14 protein-coding genes and 1 pseudogene are annotated in these 18,092 nt (G+C 71.3%); 9 read left to right on the top strand and 6 right to left on the bottom strand.

The annotated features are described in order from the left end of the window. Positions 1-37: 37 nt before the first annotated feature. The 3 genes and pseudogenes from OJ962_RS34520 to OJ962_RS24430 form a co-directional block, all read left to right on the top strand. A pseudogene (locus tag OJ962_RS34520) lies at positions 38-154 on the top strand (dihydrofolate reductase family protein); the annotation flags it as partial. A 10-nt stretch (positions 155-164) separates the two neighbouring features. Next, positions 165-590, top strand: coding sequence for a pyridoxamine 5'-phosphate oxidase family protein (locus OJ962_RS24435; RefSeq protein WP_202958265.1), 426 nt, complete (start codon positions 165-167; stop codon positions 588-590). A gap of 10 nt (positions 591-600) precedes the next feature. Next, positions 601-1,233: a hypothetical protein gene (locus OJ962_RS24430; RefSeq protein ID WP_202958264.1), complete on the top strand. Its 633-nt coding sequence runs from the start codon at positions 601-603 to the stop codon at positions 1,231-1,233. Positions 1,234-1,256: 23 nt separating this feature from the next. Here OJ962_RS24430 and OJ962_RS24425 read toward each other — a convergent pair whose 3' ends face one another. Further along, a complete protein-coding gene (locus OJ962_RS24425) occupies positions 1,257-2,219 on the bottom strand; it encodes a helix-turn-helix transcriptional regulator (RefSeq protein WP_202958263.1) in 963 nt (320 codons plus the stop codon). Between the two features lie 68 nt (positions 2,220-2,287). Between OJ962_RS24425 and OJ962_RS24420 the strand changes: the two genes are divergently transcribed. Further along, the gene (locus tag OJ962_RS24420; protein WP_202958262.1) at positions 2,288-3,454 is read left to right on the top strand and encodes an epoxide hydrolase family protein; all 1,167 of its coding nucleotides are present in this window, start codon (positions 2,288-2,290) and stop codon (positions 3,452-3,454) included. Here OJ962_RS24420 and OJ962_RS24415 read toward each other — a convergent pair. Beyond that, on the bottom strand, positions 3,444-5,636 hold the full coding sequence (locus OJ962_RS24415) for a hypothetical protein (protein ID WP_202958261.1): 2,193 nt from the start codon (positions 5,634-5,636) through the stop codon (positions 3,444-3,446). The two genes, OJ962_RS24420 and OJ962_RS24415, sit on opposite strands and share 11 nt — an antisense overlap. A gap of 217 nt (positions 5,637-5,853) precedes the next feature. Here OJ962_RS24415 and OJ962_RS24410 point away from each other — a divergent pair, with 217 nt between their 5' ends. The 4 genes from OJ962_RS24410 (at position 5,854) to OJ962_RS24395 (ending at position 9,096) form a co-directional block, all read left to right on the top strand. Beyond that, entirely contained in the window at positions 5,854-6,237 is a 384-nt protein-coding gene (locus OJ962_RS24410) for a hypothetical protein (protein WP_202958260.1), read from the top strand. A gap of 77 nt (positions 6,238-6,314) precedes the next feature. Continuing rightward, positions 6,315-6,695 (top strand): DUF4406 domain-containing protein, encoded by a 381-nt coding sequence (locus OJ962_RS24405; RefSeq protein ID WP_202958259.1) that lies wholly within the window; start codon positions 6,315-6,317, stop codon positions 6,693-6,695. After that, the gene (locus OJ962_RS24400) at positions 6,679-7,458 is read left to right on the top strand and encodes a DeoR/GlpR family DNA-binding transcription regulator (RefSeq protein WP_202958258.1); all 780 of its coding nucleotides are present in this window, start codon (positions 6,679-6,681) and stop codon (positions 7,456-7,458) included. Before OJ962_RS24405 ends, OJ962_RS24400 begins: the two co-directional genes overlap by 17 nt. 54 nt (positions 7,459-7,512) lie before the next feature. Further along, positions 7,513-9,096, top strand: a complete 1,584-nt coding sequence (locus OJ962_RS24395) for a sensor domain-containing diguanylate cyclase (RefSeq protein WP_202958257.1) — start codon at positions 7,513-7,515, stop codon at positions 9,094-9,096. 73 nt (positions 9,097-9,169) lie between these two features. Here OJ962_RS24395 and OJ962_RS24390 read toward each other — a convergent pair whose 3' ends face one another. After that, positions 9,170-9,985 (bottom strand): MerR family transcriptional regulator, encoded by an 816-nt coding sequence (locus OJ962_RS24390; RefSeq protein ID WP_202958256.1) that lies wholly within the window; start codon positions 9,983-9,985, stop codon positions 9,170-9,172. A gap of 89 nt (positions 9,986-10,074) precedes the next feature. Between OJ962_RS24390 and OJ962_RS24385 the strand changes: the two genes are divergently transcribed. Beyond that, entirely contained in the window at positions 10,075-10,404 is a 330-nt protein-coding gene (locus OJ962_RS24385) for a nuclear transport factor 2 family protein (protein WP_202958255.1), read from the top strand. Here the strand turns inward: OJ962_RS24385 and OJ962_RS24380 are convergent. The 3 genes from OJ962_RS24380 to OJ962_RS24370 form a co-directional block, all read right to left on the bottom strand. After that, positions 10,401-10,754, bottom strand: coding sequence for a monooxygenase family protein (locus OJ962_RS24380; RefSeq protein ID WP_202958254.1), 354 nt, complete (start codon positions 10,752-10,754; stop codon positions 10,401-10,403). The two genes, OJ962_RS24385 and OJ962_RS24380, sit on opposite strands and share 4 nt — an antisense overlap. 48 nt (positions 10,755-10,802) lie before the next feature. Continuing rightward, entirely contained in the window at positions 10,803-11,177 is a 375-nt protein-coding gene (locus OJ962_RS24375; RefSeq protein ID WP_202958253.1) for a hypothetical protein, read from the bottom strand. A 415-nt stretch (positions 11,178-11,592) separates the two neighbouring features. Further along, positions 11,593-17,997, bottom strand: coding sequence for an RHS repeat-associated core domain-containing protein (locus OJ962_RS24370; RefSeq protein ID WP_202958251.1), 6,405 nt, complete (start codon positions 17,995-17,997; stop codon positions 11,593-11,595). Between the last annotated feature and the right edge of the window lie 95 nt (positions 17,998-18,092).

Raw genomic sequence — 18,092 nt, 5'->3', positions numbered from 1 at the left:
CCGTGCGAGAGACACACCTGCGAAAGGACGAGACCTGATGTCAAGCCTGATGGTCGACTTCATCATCTCACTCGACGGCTACGCGGCCGCCGAGGGCTGGCCGGGGCTGTGGGGGATGGGCGGACCCGAGTACTTCCAGTGGCTGAGCCGCGAACCGGTACATGGTGCTCGGCACCGTCTTCGAGACCGGCGAGCCCTGGGTCACGCCGGTCTGGTTCGCGTTCCGGGACCACGTGCGCTTTCACTGGGTGTCCTCGCCGACGGCGAAGCACTCGCTGAACCTCGCCGCCCGTCCGCAGGTGGCGATCTCGATCTTCGATTCGTCGGTTCCGGTCGGTGGCGCCCAGGCGGTGTCCATGAAGGGCATGGCCGAGGAGCTCACGGGCGAGGAGCTTCAGCGGGGCATCGACGTGTTCGACCGCGCGTCCCGCAGCGACAACGGACGCGGGTGGGAGCTGGACGAGATCCGCGGCGAGTCGCTCCTGCGGTTGTATCGCGCGACGGTCTCGGAGCACTGGGTGCTCATCAAGGGCCGGGACCCGGAGCGCGGCTCGGGCGTCGACCGCAGCGAGCAGGTGTCGCTCGGCTGAGCGGTCCGGGATGACCGAGGGGCCGGACAGGCAGGAGCTGCTGGCGGTGCTCACCACGGAGCACTTCACCCTTCAAGGCGCGCGGTCGCAGACGATGAGCGAAAGCGCGTCGCGAACCGCGCTGTTCATCGGCGCCGTCTCGAGCACGCTCGTCGCCCTGGGCTTCATCGGGCAGGCCTCCGAGGTGGGCGCCGCGTTCAACGTGTTCGCGCTCACCGTCCTGCCCACCCTGTACCTGCTCGGCGCCTTCACGTTCATCCGCCTTGTGGAATGCAGCGCCGACTTCCGCTACGGGCTCGCGATCAACCGCATCCGCGGGTACTACCGGCAGGTCGCCGGCGACCAGGCGAACCTCCTGCTGCTCTCGGGCCACGACGACGGCCGTGGCGTGTTCGAGAACATGGGGCTGCCGGCCGAAGGACGCTCACAGCTGTTCTCCTTCGCGACGGTGGTGGCGATCATCAACAGCGTCATCGGTGGCAGTGCGATCGCGGTCGCGGCCGGGACGATCGGTGCGCCGTTGGGCGCCTCGGCAGCGGTCGGTGGCCTGGTCGCGATCGTGTCGGTGCTCGGTTGGGTCCGACTGGCGGCGCGTGTGCTGAACCGGCGCACCGGCGGGATCGAGCCGATGTTCCCGTCATGACGCGCAACGGGGCGGCTCGCGCCTCAGGACGCTGGTACTGACTGCTGGTAGCGGCGAGCGAGGACCCGCAGATGCTCGACGAGGTCCGGTGGCTCGGTCACGTGGAAGTCGATCCCGAGCATGCCGATCCAGACGGCGACGGTCTCGAGGCTGTCGGCGCCGGTGACCAGGACGCTGTGGCCGTCGTCGACGGTCTCGACCACGCCGACCGCGGGGTTGATGCGGTCGAGCACCTGTTGGGCGGGCGCGTCGACGAGGATGCGCGCGTGGAACTTCCAGCCCGTGGCCGCGACTTCGCGGAGCACGAACGCGGCGTAGTCGCCGCCGTCGAGCGGTGCCGGCGTGAAGCGTGCCGCGCCTGGGAACCGCAGGTGCATCCAGTCGGCTCGGAACACACGCCACTCGCGGTCCGGATGCTGGCGAGCGACCAGATACCAACGCTGCTGCCAGCTCACCAACCGGTAAGGGTCCGCGGTCACCGGTCGCTCGCCGCCGTCGTAGGTGAAGCGAACGCCTTCACGGCCGCTGATGGCGGCGGCTAAGCGCGCGAGAAGATCAGGGTCGACCGGCGCTTCGGGCTCGTTGGTGCCGGTGTTGGCCGGCCCGACGTCGGTGCTGTTGTGGATGGCCCGGACGCGGCGCTGGAGCCGGTCCGGAAGCGTCCGCTCGAGCTTGGCCATCGCCGACGCGCTGGCCTCGGCCAGTCCAGGGGCGGTGCCGGCGCTTCCGAGGCCGATCGCGACGGCGACCGCCTCGTCGTCGCTGAGCAGCAACGGTGGAAGCTGGCCGTGTCGTCCGAGCCGATAGCCCCCGCCCGGGCCACGCGTCGCGTCGACCGGGTAGCCGAGCGAACGCAGCCGCTCGACGTCCTTGCGCAGCGTCCGGTCGGTCACCCCGAGCTGCGCGACGAGGTCCGCCCCGCTCCACACCGGTTGGCTCTGTAGGTACCCGAGCAGCAACAGCAGCCGGCTCGACGTGTCACGCACGCCGATCGCGTCCGGTCCGGATCGATTGCGGAACGTTTCGCACCGGAATTGATCGTAGCTTGTCGTTCATGACGACCACTGCCGACAACGCCCTGACGATCGAGCCGTTCACGATCGACATTCCGCAGAGCGCCCTCGACGACCTTCAGGACCGACTGGCCCGGACCCGCTACGCGGCGGAGTGGCCCGGTGCCGGCTGGCAGCAGGGAGCGCCCACCTCGTATCTGCGCGCGATGATCGAGCGGTGGCGCAGCGAGTTCGACTGGCGCGCCCACGAGGCGCGGATGAACGCCCACCCGCAGTTCCGGACGGAGATCGACGGGCAGACGTTGCACTTTCTGCACATCCGTTCACCGCACGAGCACGCGACGCCGCTGCTGCTCACGCACACCTACCCCGGCTCGTTCGCGGACTTCCTCGACATGATCGGCCCGCTGAGCGACCCGGCGGCGCACGGCGGCCGCGCCGAGGATGCCTTCCACCTGGTCATCCCCAGCCTGCCGGGCATGGGCTTCAGCACGCCCCTGTCGTCGACCGAATGGACGCTGGAGCGCACCGCCCGGGCCTTCGACCGGCTGATGCGCGGGCTGGGCTACGAGAGCTACGGCGCGCACGGCTCCGATGGCGGGGCGATGCTCTCCCGCGAGCTGGCGATCCTGCATCCCGAGGGATTCCTCGGTGCGCACGTGCTGCAGCTGTTCTCGTTCCCCTCGGGGGATCCGGCCGAGTTCGAGAGCATGGGCCCCGACGACTACGCGGCGCTCGAGTTCGCGGGCTGGTTCCAGACCGTCAACGGCTACGCCGACATGAACGCCAAGCGCCCGCTCACGATCGCCGCGGCACTGAGCGACTCGCCGGTCGGGATGCTCGCCTATCACGAGCTGTTCGAGAACTTCGGCAACGGCACCAGCCTGATGAGCCCCGAGCAGGTGCTCGTGCAGGTCAGCCTTCAGTGGCTGACCAACACGTCGGCCGGTGCCGTCGTGTTCCACCACGTCGAGAAGGACACGCCGTCGCGCGTCAATGACGGCCCGATCGGCGTCGCCGTGTTCGCCGACGACTTCAAGACGATCCGGCCGTTCGCGGAGCGCGACAACACGAACATCGTCTCGTGGACCGAGCACCCCCGCGGCGGCCACTTCGCCGCCATGGAGGTGCCCGATGAGCTCGTGCGCGCGCTGCGCGAGTTCTACGCGTCGCCGCTCGCGCGAGGTGACGGGAGCGCTACCGCTTGATCGTCACGCGGTCGCGCAGGCGGCCGTTCTGCTCGACCAGGGCGACGACCGTGCCCTTGGCCTTCACCCGCAGCGAGCCCTTGGCGCCGCGGGCGCGGCCGAGGTCACGGCCGTTCTGGGTGAAGCGCACGACCTGGCCGGGGATGCGCTTGACCGTGTAGGTCAGCTTGCCCTTGCGCAGCTTGGCCTTCACGGACGGCCGGGCCAGGCCCTCGGCCGACTTGACGGAGGTGAGGGTCGCGCCATCGAGCGGGACGACCTTCCACGTGCCGGCGCTCGGCTTGGCGATCGCGATCTGCGTCAGGTCGGTCGCCGGCGCCTTCATCACGAAGAAGCGCTTGGTCGCGACGGGGCGGTTGTCCGCGGGCACCTCGAAGCGCTCGCCCTTCGGGCCGACGAGCGCGACGCGCGGCGCGCCCTCGGCACCCTTGATCGCGATCGCCGCGCCCGGCAGGCCGGCGGGCAGGCGCACGCTGCGGTCACCCGCGGCGGCCGCCTTGGCGAACGTCTCGCGGTACGGGGCGAGGTCGCAGCCGCTCCAGTACAGGTCCGGCCACTGGCCCCACTTGACGCCGATGCCCGGATGCCAGTCGTACGCCCACAGGTCGATCGTCAGGCAGGCGGCGATGCCCTTGGTCGAGATCAGCGTCTCGGCCCCGAGGCAGTAGTCGACGAACTCCAGGCACACCTGGTCCTTGGACTCGCCGTTGAACTTCGCTCCCTGGAACTCGATGCTCGACGTGCCCTTGATCGTCGCCACGCCGTCCCAGCCCATGTGCATCTTGGACTTGACGCCGACGTAGCCGGTGTCGCGCATCTCGAACTCGGCGTCCTTGAGCGTCATGCCGACGAGCTTGACCTTGCCGTACGCCTTCAGCACGCTCGGCTTGGTCTCGAACACGTTGAGGCCGAACCCGCCGTCGAGGGAGAGGGCGGGCGCGCCGAGCAGCGTCGGGCCGGCGGTCAGCGACAGGTCACCGCACATGGAGAGCTTGGCGCCCGGCGCCTTGCAGGCGCTCTTGGCCGCGTCGGCCTCGATCGCGAAGCTGAGGCGCTTGAGGTGGACCGGGCCGTGCTTGGAGCCCAGGCTCGTGTTGCTGTAGAGCTGGTTGAACGCACCGTTCTTGACCGACAGCCCGCCCGTGACCTTCAGCCCGATCGGCTGCGGCAGCTGCACCTTGGCGTCGACGGCCCAGTTGTCGGCGTTCGCGTAGCGGACGGTCAGCGAGCTCAGGTCCAGGCCCGGCAGCGAGGCGTGCTTGAGCTTGAACAGGATCGGCGGCGCGCCGGCGCCCGTCTTGATCGTCGCGGGCTGGTCGGAGGTGCCGCCGCCGAGCTTGGACGGCAGCACGAAGCTCGCGGTCAGCTGCGCGGTGCCGTTCGGCAGCAGCTTGGGCGCGGAGAGCGACTTGACCTTCATCCCGCCGAGCGAGCTCATCTGGAAGCCCTTGACTTCGGCGCCCGCGATGTTCCAGTTCAGCGCGCCCGTATGGAGCACCGGCGGAGGCGTCGTGCTGCCGGTCAGGTAGACGGTCACGCCCGCCGAGCGCACCCACAGCTTGCCGCCGGGCCGCGGGACCTCGACGTCCACGAACTTGCCCGGGTGCGGCTTGAGGACGAAGCCGTTGATGTCGACCGAAGAGGGCGTCCGGTAGCGGGTCGCGTTCGGGATCGTCGACTGCGTGAAGCAGCCGGCGGTGTCGGCGTCGGTGCCGCCACCGAGCGGGACGACCTTCAGGCAGGGCGGCGGAGCCGGAGCGGGCGCCGGCGTGGAGACCGGCGCCATGTCCGGCGTGGCCGCGGGGGTCACGACCGGCGTGGCGGTCGGGGTCGGGGTCGGGGTGGCCTGCGCGGCGGCCTGCACCCAGATCGACTTGGTCGTCTTCTTGACGATCGGCGCGGCGCCGGGCCAGCTCGCGGTCACGGTCACGCGGTGGGCGCCGGCCGTCGCGAACTGGTGCTCGACGACGGCGCCTCGGGCGTCGAAGTCGCCGTCGGCGTCGAAGTCCCAGTTGACGTCCGGCGCGGTGGTCGCGGCGCGCAGCGTGGCCTTTTCGGTCACGGTCGGCTGCTCCGGCGTCCAGCCGAAGTCGACGGTGTACTGCTGCTGGGCGGACGCTACGGCAGGGGTGAGCGCAACGGCCGCCAGGGTGGCGGCCGCGGCACGGAGGGCGAGGTTCAAAGCAGCTCCTGTAAGAGGCGATTCCGGGGAGGGCTGAAGCGTTTCATCGGTCCCGGGTTCGCTTCGTACGGGGCGCTCGTGAGTTGCTCGGGGCGCGCCGACGCCGCGGGTGCGGTTAACCGCCCGCGGCTGCGAGGAACCGGCGTATGGCCTGCCATGACGACACACGAGTGCCCGCTGTCGCGCTGAGTGGGTCCCGGCGGGTAGCACCGGGGTCATGGACACCGAACGCGCACGACCCGTGCTGTTGGGGCAAGCCGCGTACTACCTTGGGACCGGGCTGCTGCCGTTCGTCTCGCGGCGCGCGTTCGAGGCGGTCACGGGACCCAAGCGCGAGTGGTGGCTCGTGCAGACCGTCGGCGCGGTCGTGACCGTGGTCGGCGGGACCGTCGCGAGCGCCGCGGCCCGCCGCCGGGTCACGCCGGAGGTGCTGGGTCTCGCGGCCGGGAGCGCCGCGTCGCTGGCGGCGATCGATGTCGTCTACGTGGCTCGCGGGCGCATCGCTCCCTCGTACCTGCTCGACGCGGCGGCGCAGGCCGGCATCCTGGTGGCGCTGGCGCGAGCGAGCCGTCCTCATGCCGAATCCAGCGACGGAGCGTGACGTCGCGCCGATCGTCGTCGCCTCGCGGCGGCATGCTCGAACTTGCAGGTTCGAGCAGAAACGAGCACAATGGTGCAATGAACTCGCTCCTCGTGTTGGTCGCCGGCCCGTATCGCTCGGGCACGGGCGACGACCCCGACAAGCTCGCGGCCAACGTCGCCGCCATGAACCGCACGGCGCTGGAGGTCTTCCGCGCCGGCCACACCCCGATCACCGGCGAGGCCGTGGCCCTGCCGCTCGTCGAGCTGGCGGGCAGCACGCAGGTCGGCGACGCGGTGTTCGACGAGATCTTCCACCCCGTCGGGCGGCGCCTCGCCGAGCGCTGCGACGCCGTCCTGCGCATGGGCGGCCCGTCGGCGGGCGCGGACGAGATGGTCGCCTGCGCCCGCGCGGCGGGCAAGCTCGTCGTGACGGCCGTGGACGAGCTGCCCTTGGCGCAGCATGACGTCGCCGCCTGAGCGCGGCGCCCTGCTCAAGGACGAGCGCCAGCGCCGGATCCTGGACGAGCTGACCGCGTCCGGGCGCGTGGTCGCGACCGAGCTCCAGACGCTGCTCGACGTGTCCCCCCACACCATCCGGCGCGACCTCGACGAGCTGGCCGAGGCCGGCCGGCTGGTCCGGGTCCACGGCGGCGCGCTGGCGCGCTCGTCGACCGCGATCACGTACGAGGGCCGGCAGGCGCAGGGCGCCGACGCCAAGCGGGCGGTCGCCCGGGCCGCGGCGACCATGCTCGTCCCGGGGCAGGTCGTGATCGTGGACGGCGGCAGCACCGCGCTCGCGCTGGTCGACGCGATCCCACCCGACCACACGGGCACCTTCGTCACCCACAGCCCTCCGGTGGCGGCGGCGCTCGCCCGCCTCCCCGGCGCGGAGGTGGTCGTCATCGGCGGGCGGCTCGAGCCGCGCGCGATGGTCGCCGTCGGCGCGCAGACGGTCGCCGCCTACCGGCAGATCACGGCGGACGTCTGCTTTCTCGGCGTCTGGAGCATCCACGCCGAGCATGGGATCAGCCAGCAGTATCCCGACGAGGCCGACGTCCGGCGGACGCTGCTCGAACGCGCGAACCTCGTCGTCGGGCTGGCGCACCGGGACAAGCTGGGCACCGTCGCGCCGTTCGTCGTCGGTCCGGCCGACAGTCTCACGCACCTGGCCACCGAGCGCGATGCTCCCGAACCACTGGTGGCGCCGTTCCGGGAGCTGGGGGTACGCGTGCTCCCCTGATCAGCGGACCGCCGGTTCAAGGCCAGGACCGGGTGGTCGAACAGAGGTGGGGAGATGCCCTCGTCCCTGCCGATCAACTCGCGCGCCCGTCTGCTGCTGGGCTTCGGCATCGCCGTCGTGGTGCTCGCGGTGTGGTTCACCAACCGGGCCCAGCACGAGGCCGCGACGCGCGCCTTTGAGGAGAGCCAGAGCGGCCAGGGCATGTTGACGGCGATGCTCGATCAGCAGACCGGCCTGCGCGGCTTCGCGCTCACGCGGCGCGAGGAGTTCCTGGACCCGTACCGGCGCGGCCAGACCGACTTCACGCTCGCCACGGGCGAGGCGCGCTCCCTCGCCGGCCCGGAGATCCGCGCGCTGATCGACCGGCAGGTGCGGATCGCCGAGCAGTGGCAGCGGATGGCCGAGCGCGAGATCGCGCGGCTGCGCGCCGACCAGAACGCGGCCACCTCGATCTCCGAGACCGAGGCGCGCAAGCGCGTCTTCGACCGCCTCCGCGCCGTCAACGCGGAGGTGCAGGCCGAGCTCGAGCAGCAGAAGGACCGTGAGCTGGCCGCGGCCGGGCGCCTGTCGATCGGCCTGGTGATCGGTATCAGCCTGCTCTTCGGCGTGCTGGGTTTCCTCACCCTCGAGAGCGCCGCGCGGTCCGCCCGCCGACGGCGGGCCGCGGACGAGCACTCCCGCGCCGGCCAGGCCGAGTTCACCGAGATGATGCAGGTCATGCGCGACGAGGCGCAGGCCTACGGGCTCGTCAAGCGGCACCTGGAGCGCAGCCTCCCGGGCGGCGTGGTGACGATCCTCAACCGCAACCACTCCGACAACCGCATCGCCGCGGCCACGCCCGTCGCCGCGGACTCGCCGCTCAACGAGCGGTTGACGGGCGCGACGCCCGAGGACTGCCTGGCCGTGCGGCTCGCCCGCTCCTACGAGCAGGGACGCGGCTATGACCCGCTCGTCGCCTGCTCGATCTGCGGCAACACCGCCGAGGAGGTCACCTGCGTCCCGTCCCTGGTGGGCGGCGAGGTGATCGGCGCGGTGCTCGTGCAGAGCGAGCGGCCGATCGAGGACCACCACCGCAGCCGCGTCACCGAGTCCGTCGCGCAGGCCGGACCGGTCCTGGCCAACCTGCGGATGCTGGCGATCGCCGAGACGCGTGCGGCCACCGACGCGCTGACCGGCCTGCCCAACGCCCGTTCCTGCCAGGACACCCTCAAGCGCATGGTCGCCCACGCCGGCCGCGCGGTGTCCCCGTTCAGCGCGGTCCTGCTCGACCTCGACCACTTCAAGCAGATCAACGACCGCTTCGGGCACGGCGCCGGCGACGACGTGCTGGCCGCGGTCGGCCAGGCCCTCTCCGGCACCGTCCGCGCCAGCGACTTCGCGGGCCGTCTCGGCGGCGAGGAGTTCGTCCTGCTGCTCCCCGACACCGACCAGGACGGCGCCCTCGAAGTGGCCGAGAAGGTGCGCAACGCGGTCGCCCAGATCGACATCGCGCGCGTCGAGCGCGAGATCACCGCCAGCCTCGGCATCGCCACCTACCCGCTGGACGCCACCGACGGCGAGAGCCTGCTCCGCCAGGCCGATCGCGCCCTCTACGCGGCCAAGGCCGCCGGGCGCAACCGCGTCGAGCTCACCCGTTAGCGCGCGAGCGGGCACACGCTCGCCATGCAGTGGTTCGGGCTCGCGCTGACCATCTCGTAAGGCGTGCCGGCCTTCATGCGTGGGTGCGGAAGATCGGCCAGCCGATCTCGGTCTGCCATTCGGCGGCGTCGGCGGTCTCGGCGATGCCGCGCAGGTAGTGCTCGCGCAGCGGACCTGCGACGCCGATCTCGTGCCTCACGACGTGGGCGGCGAGCTCGCCGTAGGTGCGGTCGATGTCACGCGGTGAGCCGTCGTGGCGGGCGACCGCGAGCTCGGCCTGCGGGATCGTCGTCGCCACGACCCGGCCGATCGGCTTGATCGTGCCTTCGCACGGCAGGTAGACGGTGGCCGGCCCGCGGCCGTCGTGGAAGAGCTCGTCGGCGTACAGGCCCCCGACCGGGCCCGTCTGGTGCAGGCCTTGCGCGCGGGCCGTGGCGGTGAGCTCGCCGATGGCGCCCTGCCACCAGGCGTAGAGGTCGTCGCGGTCGACGGTGTCCTCGATGGCGATGGCGGGTGTCGGCGGGACCGTCCGGTGCTCGATCGGGTGCGGCGCCGGCGGCTGCAGCAGGTCGCGCAGCTCGCTCACCGCCGCCCGGGTCTCGGCGAGCTCGGACTCGAGGCGATCGAGGTGGTCGGCGATCAGCCGGTTGCGGGCGTCGGCGTCGGCGGCGGCGAGCACGGCCTTGACGTCGGCGACCGGCATCCGCAGGTTCCGCAGCCGGCGGATGACCTGCGCGACGGGCAGCTGGTCGGTCGAGTAGTAGCGGTAGCCCGTCTGCGGGTCGATGTCGCTGGGCTCCAGCAGTCCCGCGTCGTGGTAGTGGCGCAGCGTCTTGACCGTCAGGTGCGAGGCGCGGGAGAAGTCGCCGATGGTGACGAGCGAGGCCATCAGCTGAGTATCGACCCTCCCGCTACCGGAGGGTCAAGCCCGCAAGTGCCCCTTGACCCTCCCACGGCGGGACGCCGGAAGCTTCCCCCATGGACAACACCGACGACACCATCCGCCGCTTCTTCGCCCTCGACGCCGCCGGCGACCTCGACGGCCTGATCGCCCTGTTCGCCGACGACGCCACCGTGGTCGACGAAGCGCAGACCCATCGCGGGACGGACTCGATCCGCGCGTGGCGAGCCGACGTCGCCTCGAAGTTCACCTACACCACCGAGATCCTCGCGATCACGAACGGCGGCCCCGGCCGCTTCCTCGTCGAGGGCCGCATCACCGGCGACTTCCCCGGCGGCGTCGCCGACCTCAAGTGGGACTTCGCGCTCGCCGACGGCCGCATCCGCCGGCTGATGATCGCGCCCTAGAGCTCCTGCGCCCGGGGTGTGCGGACGTCGTGCCACACGCCCCAGTCGGCGGTGCCCCCGATCTCCTGGCGGAACCGCCGCCACGGCTCGGCGTGTGCCTCGCCGTGGTCACGGGCCCAGCGTCGCAGGTCGGCCGCGCTCTGCCAGCGCTGGACCACGACGGGCCCGGCCGGCCGGACGCTCAGCCACGTCTTCTCCAACCCGCTCTCGGGCGAGGCACGCAGCATGCGGACGAACGCGTGCGCGACCCACGGGCGATACGCCAGCCGCCACAACGCGCCCCAGCGCATGCCGATCAGGAACTGGACGCCGTCATCTTCGGTGTCGCGGATGGTCCAACCGGTGGGCACCCGTCGGGTCTACCCCTGCGGGTGGGTGGCTCCGTGCCGATTCTCGGGTCAGCCCAGCGCAGCCTCGAAGCGCTCGGCGAGCGCCTCGACCAGGTCCGCCCGGAGCTGCGCGTCGAACGGCTCCTCCGGCGCCACGAACAACATCATCGCCACGCCACGCCCGCGTAGCGCGAAGCGAACGTCGACGAACAGGGCCAGGGTTCCGCCCGCCGCCTTGAGCTTGATCGTGAGTCGCCCGGCCTCGTTCTTCTGGCCAAGCGGGTCGGGCGAGGCGGGCTGCGCGTCGTAGCTCTCGGCCGCATCGCCGACCCCGTGCATCACCGCCTCGGCGATGCAGGACCGGGTGTCATCGCGCGCGAGGTCGACGTACGTCTGCTCGGCGATCGCGCGGTCGGCGTAGAGGAACACCCACGACTGCGTCATCAAGCCGGAGTCGTCGCTGAAAGACGGGGAGACCGCGCTGCCCGTCGCCCGGGTGCGCGCGTTGAGGACCTGCTGGCACGAGGCGATGTCACCTTCGCTCGCCTCTGCGCGCCAGCCCGATGGGACGTCGTCGGGCGCGAGCGCCGCGCCCTCGAGGCGCCGGTCGTCCTCCGAAGCGGGCTGGGGTGAGGGCGTGGGCGTCGGCGTCGCCGCGGCGGCACGCCGCTTCTGCAGCGTGGCGCGCTGATCGCTCTCGCAGCCGAAGAACGCACACGCGACGAGCGCGAGCAGCGCGAGGTTGGGCCGTCGGTTCGGAATGACGGCCTCGTACCCGCGAACCGAGCGCTTCGGTCACCGGGTCCTGCCCGAGCGGCAGCGCCCGCCGCGACGAACGCGGCGGGCGCCCGCGGTCAGCTCACCACTTCTTGCAGACCTTCACGCCCACCTTGCCTTCGAGGCGGGCACCCGGCATCGGGAGGTCGTTCTGACCGACGCCGGCCGCGAAGCCGCCGCCGGTGTCGGCACCGACGGTGACCGATCCGACCATGACCTTCGCCGAGCCCTTGGCGTTGAGGCAGTTGAGGTCGAGCTCGGCGCCGATCGTGCCGCCGACCCAGCCCGCCTTACCCGTGAGCTCGGCGAACGCGGTGCCGCCGGTGTCGGCCGCGCCGCCCGCGAAGTCGAGGTCGGCGCCGCCGCCCAGGCCGAGGCCGGCCTCGCCGCAGACCGACCAGTCGGCGTCGAGGTCCCACTTGTTCTCGCGGCAGAGCTGGACGCCGCCGCCGAACGTCGCGTACATGGACCAGCCGATGCACACCAGGCCGGACGGGTCGCGCATCGTGATCGGGTTGTTGCCGGCGTAGTCGTACAGGTTGTGGGGCGAGCCGCTGAAGAAGCTCGCGTCCTTGGCCGTGAAGCGCCCCGCGACCGGGTCGTAGTCGCGCAGGCCGAAGCGCACGAGCCCGGTCACGCCGTCGCGCAGGCCGCCCGCGAAGCCGATCGCCAGCTCGAACGTGCCCGTGACCTGCGTCTCGACGCCGAACGCATCGTACGCCACCTTGCGCACGACGACCCCGTCGGACGCGCGCACCACGATCCGCGGCGAGCCGTTGGCGTCCGCGCCCACGTAGTAGCGCTCACCCGCCCGCTCGAGCGCGAACAGGCGATCGTCGGCGTCGTAGAAGTACGTCGTGATCACGTCCCCGGCGACCGACGCCGTGACCTGCCACGGGTTCGCGGGGTTGCCGTAGAGGTACGTGGTCTTCGCCGCACCCTCCATCCGCGCGACCCGGCGCCCGATCGCGTCGTAGCTGTAGAGGACGCCCTTGGCCGCGAGCAGCTCGCCGCTGCGCGAGTACGTGAACGTGTCCGCCCCGCGGCTGAGCAGGAAGCCGTCGGCGTCCCACGTGTAGCTGACGCCGTCACGCGCCTTCAGGCGGTCCTGGTCGTCGTACTCGGCGCCGCCGCCCAGGCGGTTGCCGTCCAGGTCGTAGGTGTGCGACTCGACGACGGTCCCGCCGCGCTTGACGGCCCGCAGCTGCCCCGCCGGGTCGTACTCGTAGGACAGCGCGTCCGCCGCGCCGTCCACGCGCTCGGAGCGCGCCCCCGCCAGGCCCACGGTGTTGAACGTGAGCTGCTGGAAGAAGCGCTCGGTGGTTCCGACCTTCAGGGTCCGCCCGACCGGCCGGCCGTTGTCGTCGTAGGCGTACTCGAGCGAGAGCTTGCCGTCGCTGATCTTCGACACGGCGCCGCCCGGCCCCTGACGCGTGATCGTGAACGGGCCGCTCTTGGTCGCCAGCCGGTCCTCGTCGAACCCGAGCTCGCGCGTGACCGTCGTCGCGCCCACGGTCAGCTTCTCGGCCGTCGGCAGCACCCGGTCGCCGTACGTGTACTCGTACGTGCCGGCGGCCACGCCGCCGAACGTCAGCCGCTTCGGCAGCGCGCCGTCATAGTCGACATCGAGCGTCTGCGCCCCGCTGCCATCAGCGAGCGAGCGCGTGATCGTGTCGAACTGGTCGCGCCCGCCCTCGTACGTGAACGAGCGCTTGGACTGCACGTGGTCCTCGGACGTCAGCCGCCCGCCCGTGTCGTAGCCCATCGTCTGTGTCGCGCCGCTCGGCAGCCCGACGCTCTGCAAGGCACGGTCGTTCGAGTACGCCCGCGCGTACTTGCCCGTCGAGGACGCCGGCGTGTAGTCCTGCGAGCGGTCACCGTCGGTGAAGCCGAAGCGATGGACCTTGCCGCGTGGCGAGGTCATCGTCTCGATGTTGCCGTTGTCGTCGTAGCTGTAGCGGTACGTCCGCCCGCCCGGCAGGCGCTTCTCGATCACGCGATCGGCGTCGTCGTAGACGTACCCCGTCACGTGCCCGGCCGCGTCGGTCTCCGACACCAGGCGGTGCTTGGCGTCATAGGCGAAGGTGACCGACTCGGCGCCCTGGCTCATCGACTTCGCGCGCCCGCGCTCGTCGTAGGTGTACACGAGCGGCGCGAGGTCGGAATCGAGCGACTGCTCGAGCACGCGGCCGTACACGTCGAGCTTGGTGGTCGTCGTGCGTCCGCCGGCGCTCGTCTCGGTCACGGTCTCGTCGCTGTACTCCCACGTGCGCGTCCCGCCGCCGGTCTCGGCGAACGAGGTGCGCAGGGACGTGAGCGAGAACGGGTCCCGCGGCGTCGCCAGCGACACGCGGTCGGTGCGCTTGACCACCGACGTCTTACCGTCCGGCGTCGTGACCGTCTTGACCGCCACGATCGGCACCTGCGCACCCCAGCGCGGGTCGGGCGCGATCTCGTACTCGGTCTTGGTGCCGTCCGGCTGCACCAGCTCGGTGATCCCGTCGACGCGTACGGTCGAGGTCGTCTTGCCGCCCGCCGGCTCCTCGACGATGCGGCGGCGGTCGCCATTGTCGAGCACCTGCATCGTGTACTTGGTGGCCTTGCCGCCGCCCGTGGTGATCGTCACGCGCGTGCCGTCCTCGAGCTCCTCACGCGTGAGCGTGCGGTGCTCGCCGTCGGCGCCGTTGTGCTTGACCAGCCGGCCGACGCCGTCGTAGTCGAACGTCGTCGTCCCGCCCGCGGGTTTGCGGAAGGACTTGATGAGCCCGTTCGCGTAGGTGAAGCGGAACTCCTCGCCGGCGGGGTTCTTCGCGCTCTCCAGCCACCCGTCGCTGTTGACGACCAGCGTCGTGCGCGGCCCGCCCGGCGCGACGATCGCGAGCGCCTTGCCGGCGCCGTCGCGCTCGATCCGCGTGCGGTTGCCGCCCGCGTCCACCACGCCCACCAGCTGCTTGGCCGCGTCGTACTCGAACGTGCGGATCTTCGCGCCCGTGAAGCCGTTGCGCGTGGCCAGATGGCGGCCGTTGCGGTCGAACTCGTAGACCTCGGAGCCGTCGCTGGACGGCAGCGCCAGCCCGTCGGCGTCGAAGCCCGGCAGCGGCGGCGCGACCTTGCGGATCCGGTAGCGGCCGTCGGCGAACGTCAGGCCGCCGTCACCGTCCACGCCGATCGTGCGCGAGTGGTCGGACAGGCAGACGCTGGTCGCGCCCTCGCCGTCGACGGCACCGGACCCGCAGGTGCCGATCAGACGGCCGGCGTACTGCTGGAGCACGCCGTTGGGGTCCACGCGGAGGATCACCGACGAGGACGGCGAGACGTCGTAGCCGAGCACGCGGATGTAGACGTTGCCGTCAGTGCCCGCGGCGAGCGTGTACGGCGAGTCGATGTAGGACTGCGAGGCCTGGCCGCCGAGGCCGAGCTTGCCGCGCTCGTCGTGGTTGCCCTTGCCGGCGAAGCGGAACGCGCGGCCCGACGGGTCGATGCGCGTGACCATCTTCTCGTAGCGCTGGGCGATGTAGATCGAGCCGTCGTTGCCGATCGCCACACCCTGCGGGTCGCTGCCCAGCGACGCCTCGGCCGCCGGCGTGCCGTTCTCGGCCGGTTTGGTGCCGAGGCCCGCGACCGTGGTCACGATCCCGTCCGGCGCGACCTTGCGCAGCAGGCCCTTCCAGCCGCTGCGCTGGGTCGGACGCTCGGTCCAGTAGATCGTGCCGTCGGGCGCGACGGCCATGTCGTTGACGACGCCGATGTGCGCCTCGAGCGCCGGCTTGCCGTCACCCATCGGCGCGCTGCGGTCCAGCGTGCCCGCGATGCGCTCGATCTTCGACCCGTCGGGCGAGACCTTGCGCAGGACCTCCGTGTCCCAGTCGTCGCCGTAGGAGGCGATGATCAGCGAGCCGTCCGGCGCGGCCGCCAGCTGCTGCACGGTGCCGAGACCGGCGGCCTTGGCCGGGCCGCCGTCGCCCGTCGGCTGGCCGCCCTTGACCCCGTTGCCGGCGAACAGGTAGATCTTGCCGTCGCGGCTGATGCGGAAGATGTCGTTGCGGTTGAGGCCGTTGTGCAGGTACAGGTTGCCGTCGGGCGAGCGCACGTAGTCGGCCAGGTAGTCGATGTTGGACTCGTCGGCGGGCGCGCCGTCCTTCGGGTAGTTGCTCGAGCCGCGGCCGCCGCCGACGCCCGAGTTGGTCGTGCCCGCGAGCGTCTCCACGACCGGGGCCATGGCCTCCGAGCGGACGGTCGAGCCGTCACCGCGGCGCAGCGCGCGCTCCACGGGGTCGTACGCGTGGTGATCGCGCAACGACCAGCCGCCGAGCCCGTCCGTCGGGCGCGCGTCCCAGGAGCCGATGGCGCGCGTGATCGTCTGCCCGATCGGGATGCCGCAGAAGAAGTGCGTGTCCATGTTGCCGGACCGGTTGCCGCACGCGAAGCGGCCGTCGAAGACCTGGGTGTCCGAGCCGAACTGCCCGAACGACGACTCGAAGTCCTCGGGTGCGTCGTAGTAGTTGAACTCGTAGACGTAGATCACGTTGATCTTCGCCGTCACGCGGCCCTGGATCTGGCGGTCGTAAGCGTCCAGGCCATCCCAGCGGAACGCGAAGTCCAGGTTGGGCGTGATCAGCGGGTAGTCCTTGCACGTGCTCGCGCCCGTGGTCGGGTAGTTCGGGTCACACCAGCGCTTCTCGATCGTCTTGCCGGCGACGTCGATCGTGAGCGAGATGCCCTTCAGCCGCGGCGGGATCGTCGCGCCCGTGATCGGGATCTGCAGCGTCTCGTCGACGCGCCAGCCCGGCGTGCGCTCGGTCGAGTAGTCGAGCGTCATGCCGGTGCCGGTGAGCGGGATCGACTCGCTCAACGTCTGGGTCTCACAGCCGATCGCCGAGCCCTGCTGCTGGCACGGGTCGTTCGGGTCCTTCCACTCGAACTCCTTGAGCTTGGGCGGCTTGGCGCCCGGCGGCGGACCGTACGGCCAGTTGTGGTCCCACGGCGTGAAGTGGGTGATGAGCACGCGCCAGAGCTCCTGGCCGGGCTCGTACAGCGACGCGAGCCGGCGGCGCTCGTCGTCGGTGATGCCGAGGCCGTTGTCGGCCTTCCCGTCGCCGTCCGTGTCGACCCCGTCGGCCAGGACCTCGATCACGCGGCCGTTCTTGGCCGCCTTCCACTCGGCGGTCTCGCGGTCGTAGTAGCCCGTCGGGACGGGCGAGCCGACGGGTGCGCCGATGAAGTTCTCGGTGTAGTTGATCAGCGGCTGGTCGAAGCTGACCTCGGTCGCGCCGGCCTTCAGCGCCTCGTCGACGCTGAACTCGGCGGCGTAGGTGTAGCCCGAGTTGGCGGGCAGCGAGCCCGGCATGGCCTCGTCGCCCTGCTCGCCGTAGGTGAACTCGGTCACGCGGATCTTGAGCTCGTCGACCGCGCGCGTCTGGCCGTTGGGCAGCTCCATCGTGGCGTCCGTGCCCTTGGGGACCAGCAACGTGGCCTGCCGCTCGCCGTCCTTGTCCTCGGACTCGGTGCCCTGGACGACCTGGAACGGCTGCGTCGAGTTCGGGTCGATGACCTTCGCGTTCGGGTCCACCGGAACCATCACGACGTCGTCGAGCGTCTCGTAGTCCTGCCAGTTCGGCGACAGCGTGCGCTGGACCGGGAGAAAGCCGGCGTTCTCGAACTGCACGGTCACGCCGCCGCCGTTGACGACCATGTCGAACTGGCCGTCGGCCCGGGTGCGGGTGAAGCCGAGGTCGTGGTGGTCGACGATCGTGACCGTGACGCCCTCGATCGGCTTGCCGTCGCGGTCCTTGACCGTGCCGCGCAGCACGGCCACGGTCTTCTCGCTGATCGCGCCCGGCTCCACGTTGCGCTGGATCGGCGCGGCGCCGGAGTACAGGAACTTCGTGGCGTCGTAGACCGACGTGGCGGCACCCGGGTCGAGCTCCGGCGCGACGTCCTTCGGGTCCTGGGGAATCGGCGGCGGGGGCGTCGGGGTCGGTGTCGGATCACCCGGCTTGCTGTCCGGGTCCGGCGTCGGCGTCGGGCCCGGCGGCAGGTTCTCGTTGCCAGGAGCAGGACGCGAGATCGGCGCGGGCGCGGTAGGGGCGCTCGGTGCGGGCTGCGGCGTGGCCTTCGCCGTCACCTTCAGCGGCTTCGCCGCGCACGCCTTGCCGACGCACGCCAGCAACTGGTACGCACCAGGAGCCGCGTTGATCGTCAGCTTGGCCGTGAACTTCTTCTTGACCGCCTTGAGCGTCGCGAGCTTGACGTCCTTCTTGTCGGCCTTCGCGTCCTTGGAGAGCGTGAGCGCGACCTTCGTCCTCTTGGTCGCCTTCTTCACCGGCACCGTGACGGTGAACGACCCGCCCTGCGCGATCGAGGCTGGCACGCCGGTGGGCTTGGACGGCTTCACCGTGGCGGCGTGCGCCGCGGGCGCGGCGAGCAGGGTCGTGATCAGGGCGACGAGCAGCGTGAGCCGCTTCGCCGCGCCTTCCGTGGCGGTCATGTGTGGCCGGTCTCCTTACCGAGTCGAGGTTGCTCCGCAGCCTGGACGATCCGGTCCAGTTGAACCTCCGAGCAGCCGCGATGTTCGGGTGCGGG

Origin of the sequence: Solirubrobacter deserti, assembly GCF_027587175.1 — a bacterium.
GTDB classification, from domain to species: Bacteria; Actinomycetota; Thermoleophilia; order Solirubrobacterales; family Solirubrobacteraceae; genus Solirubrobacter; species Solirubrobacter deserti.
The sequence above is the reverse complement of the archived record's forward strand: the minus strand, read 5'-3'. Positions and strand labels throughout refer to the sequence as shown.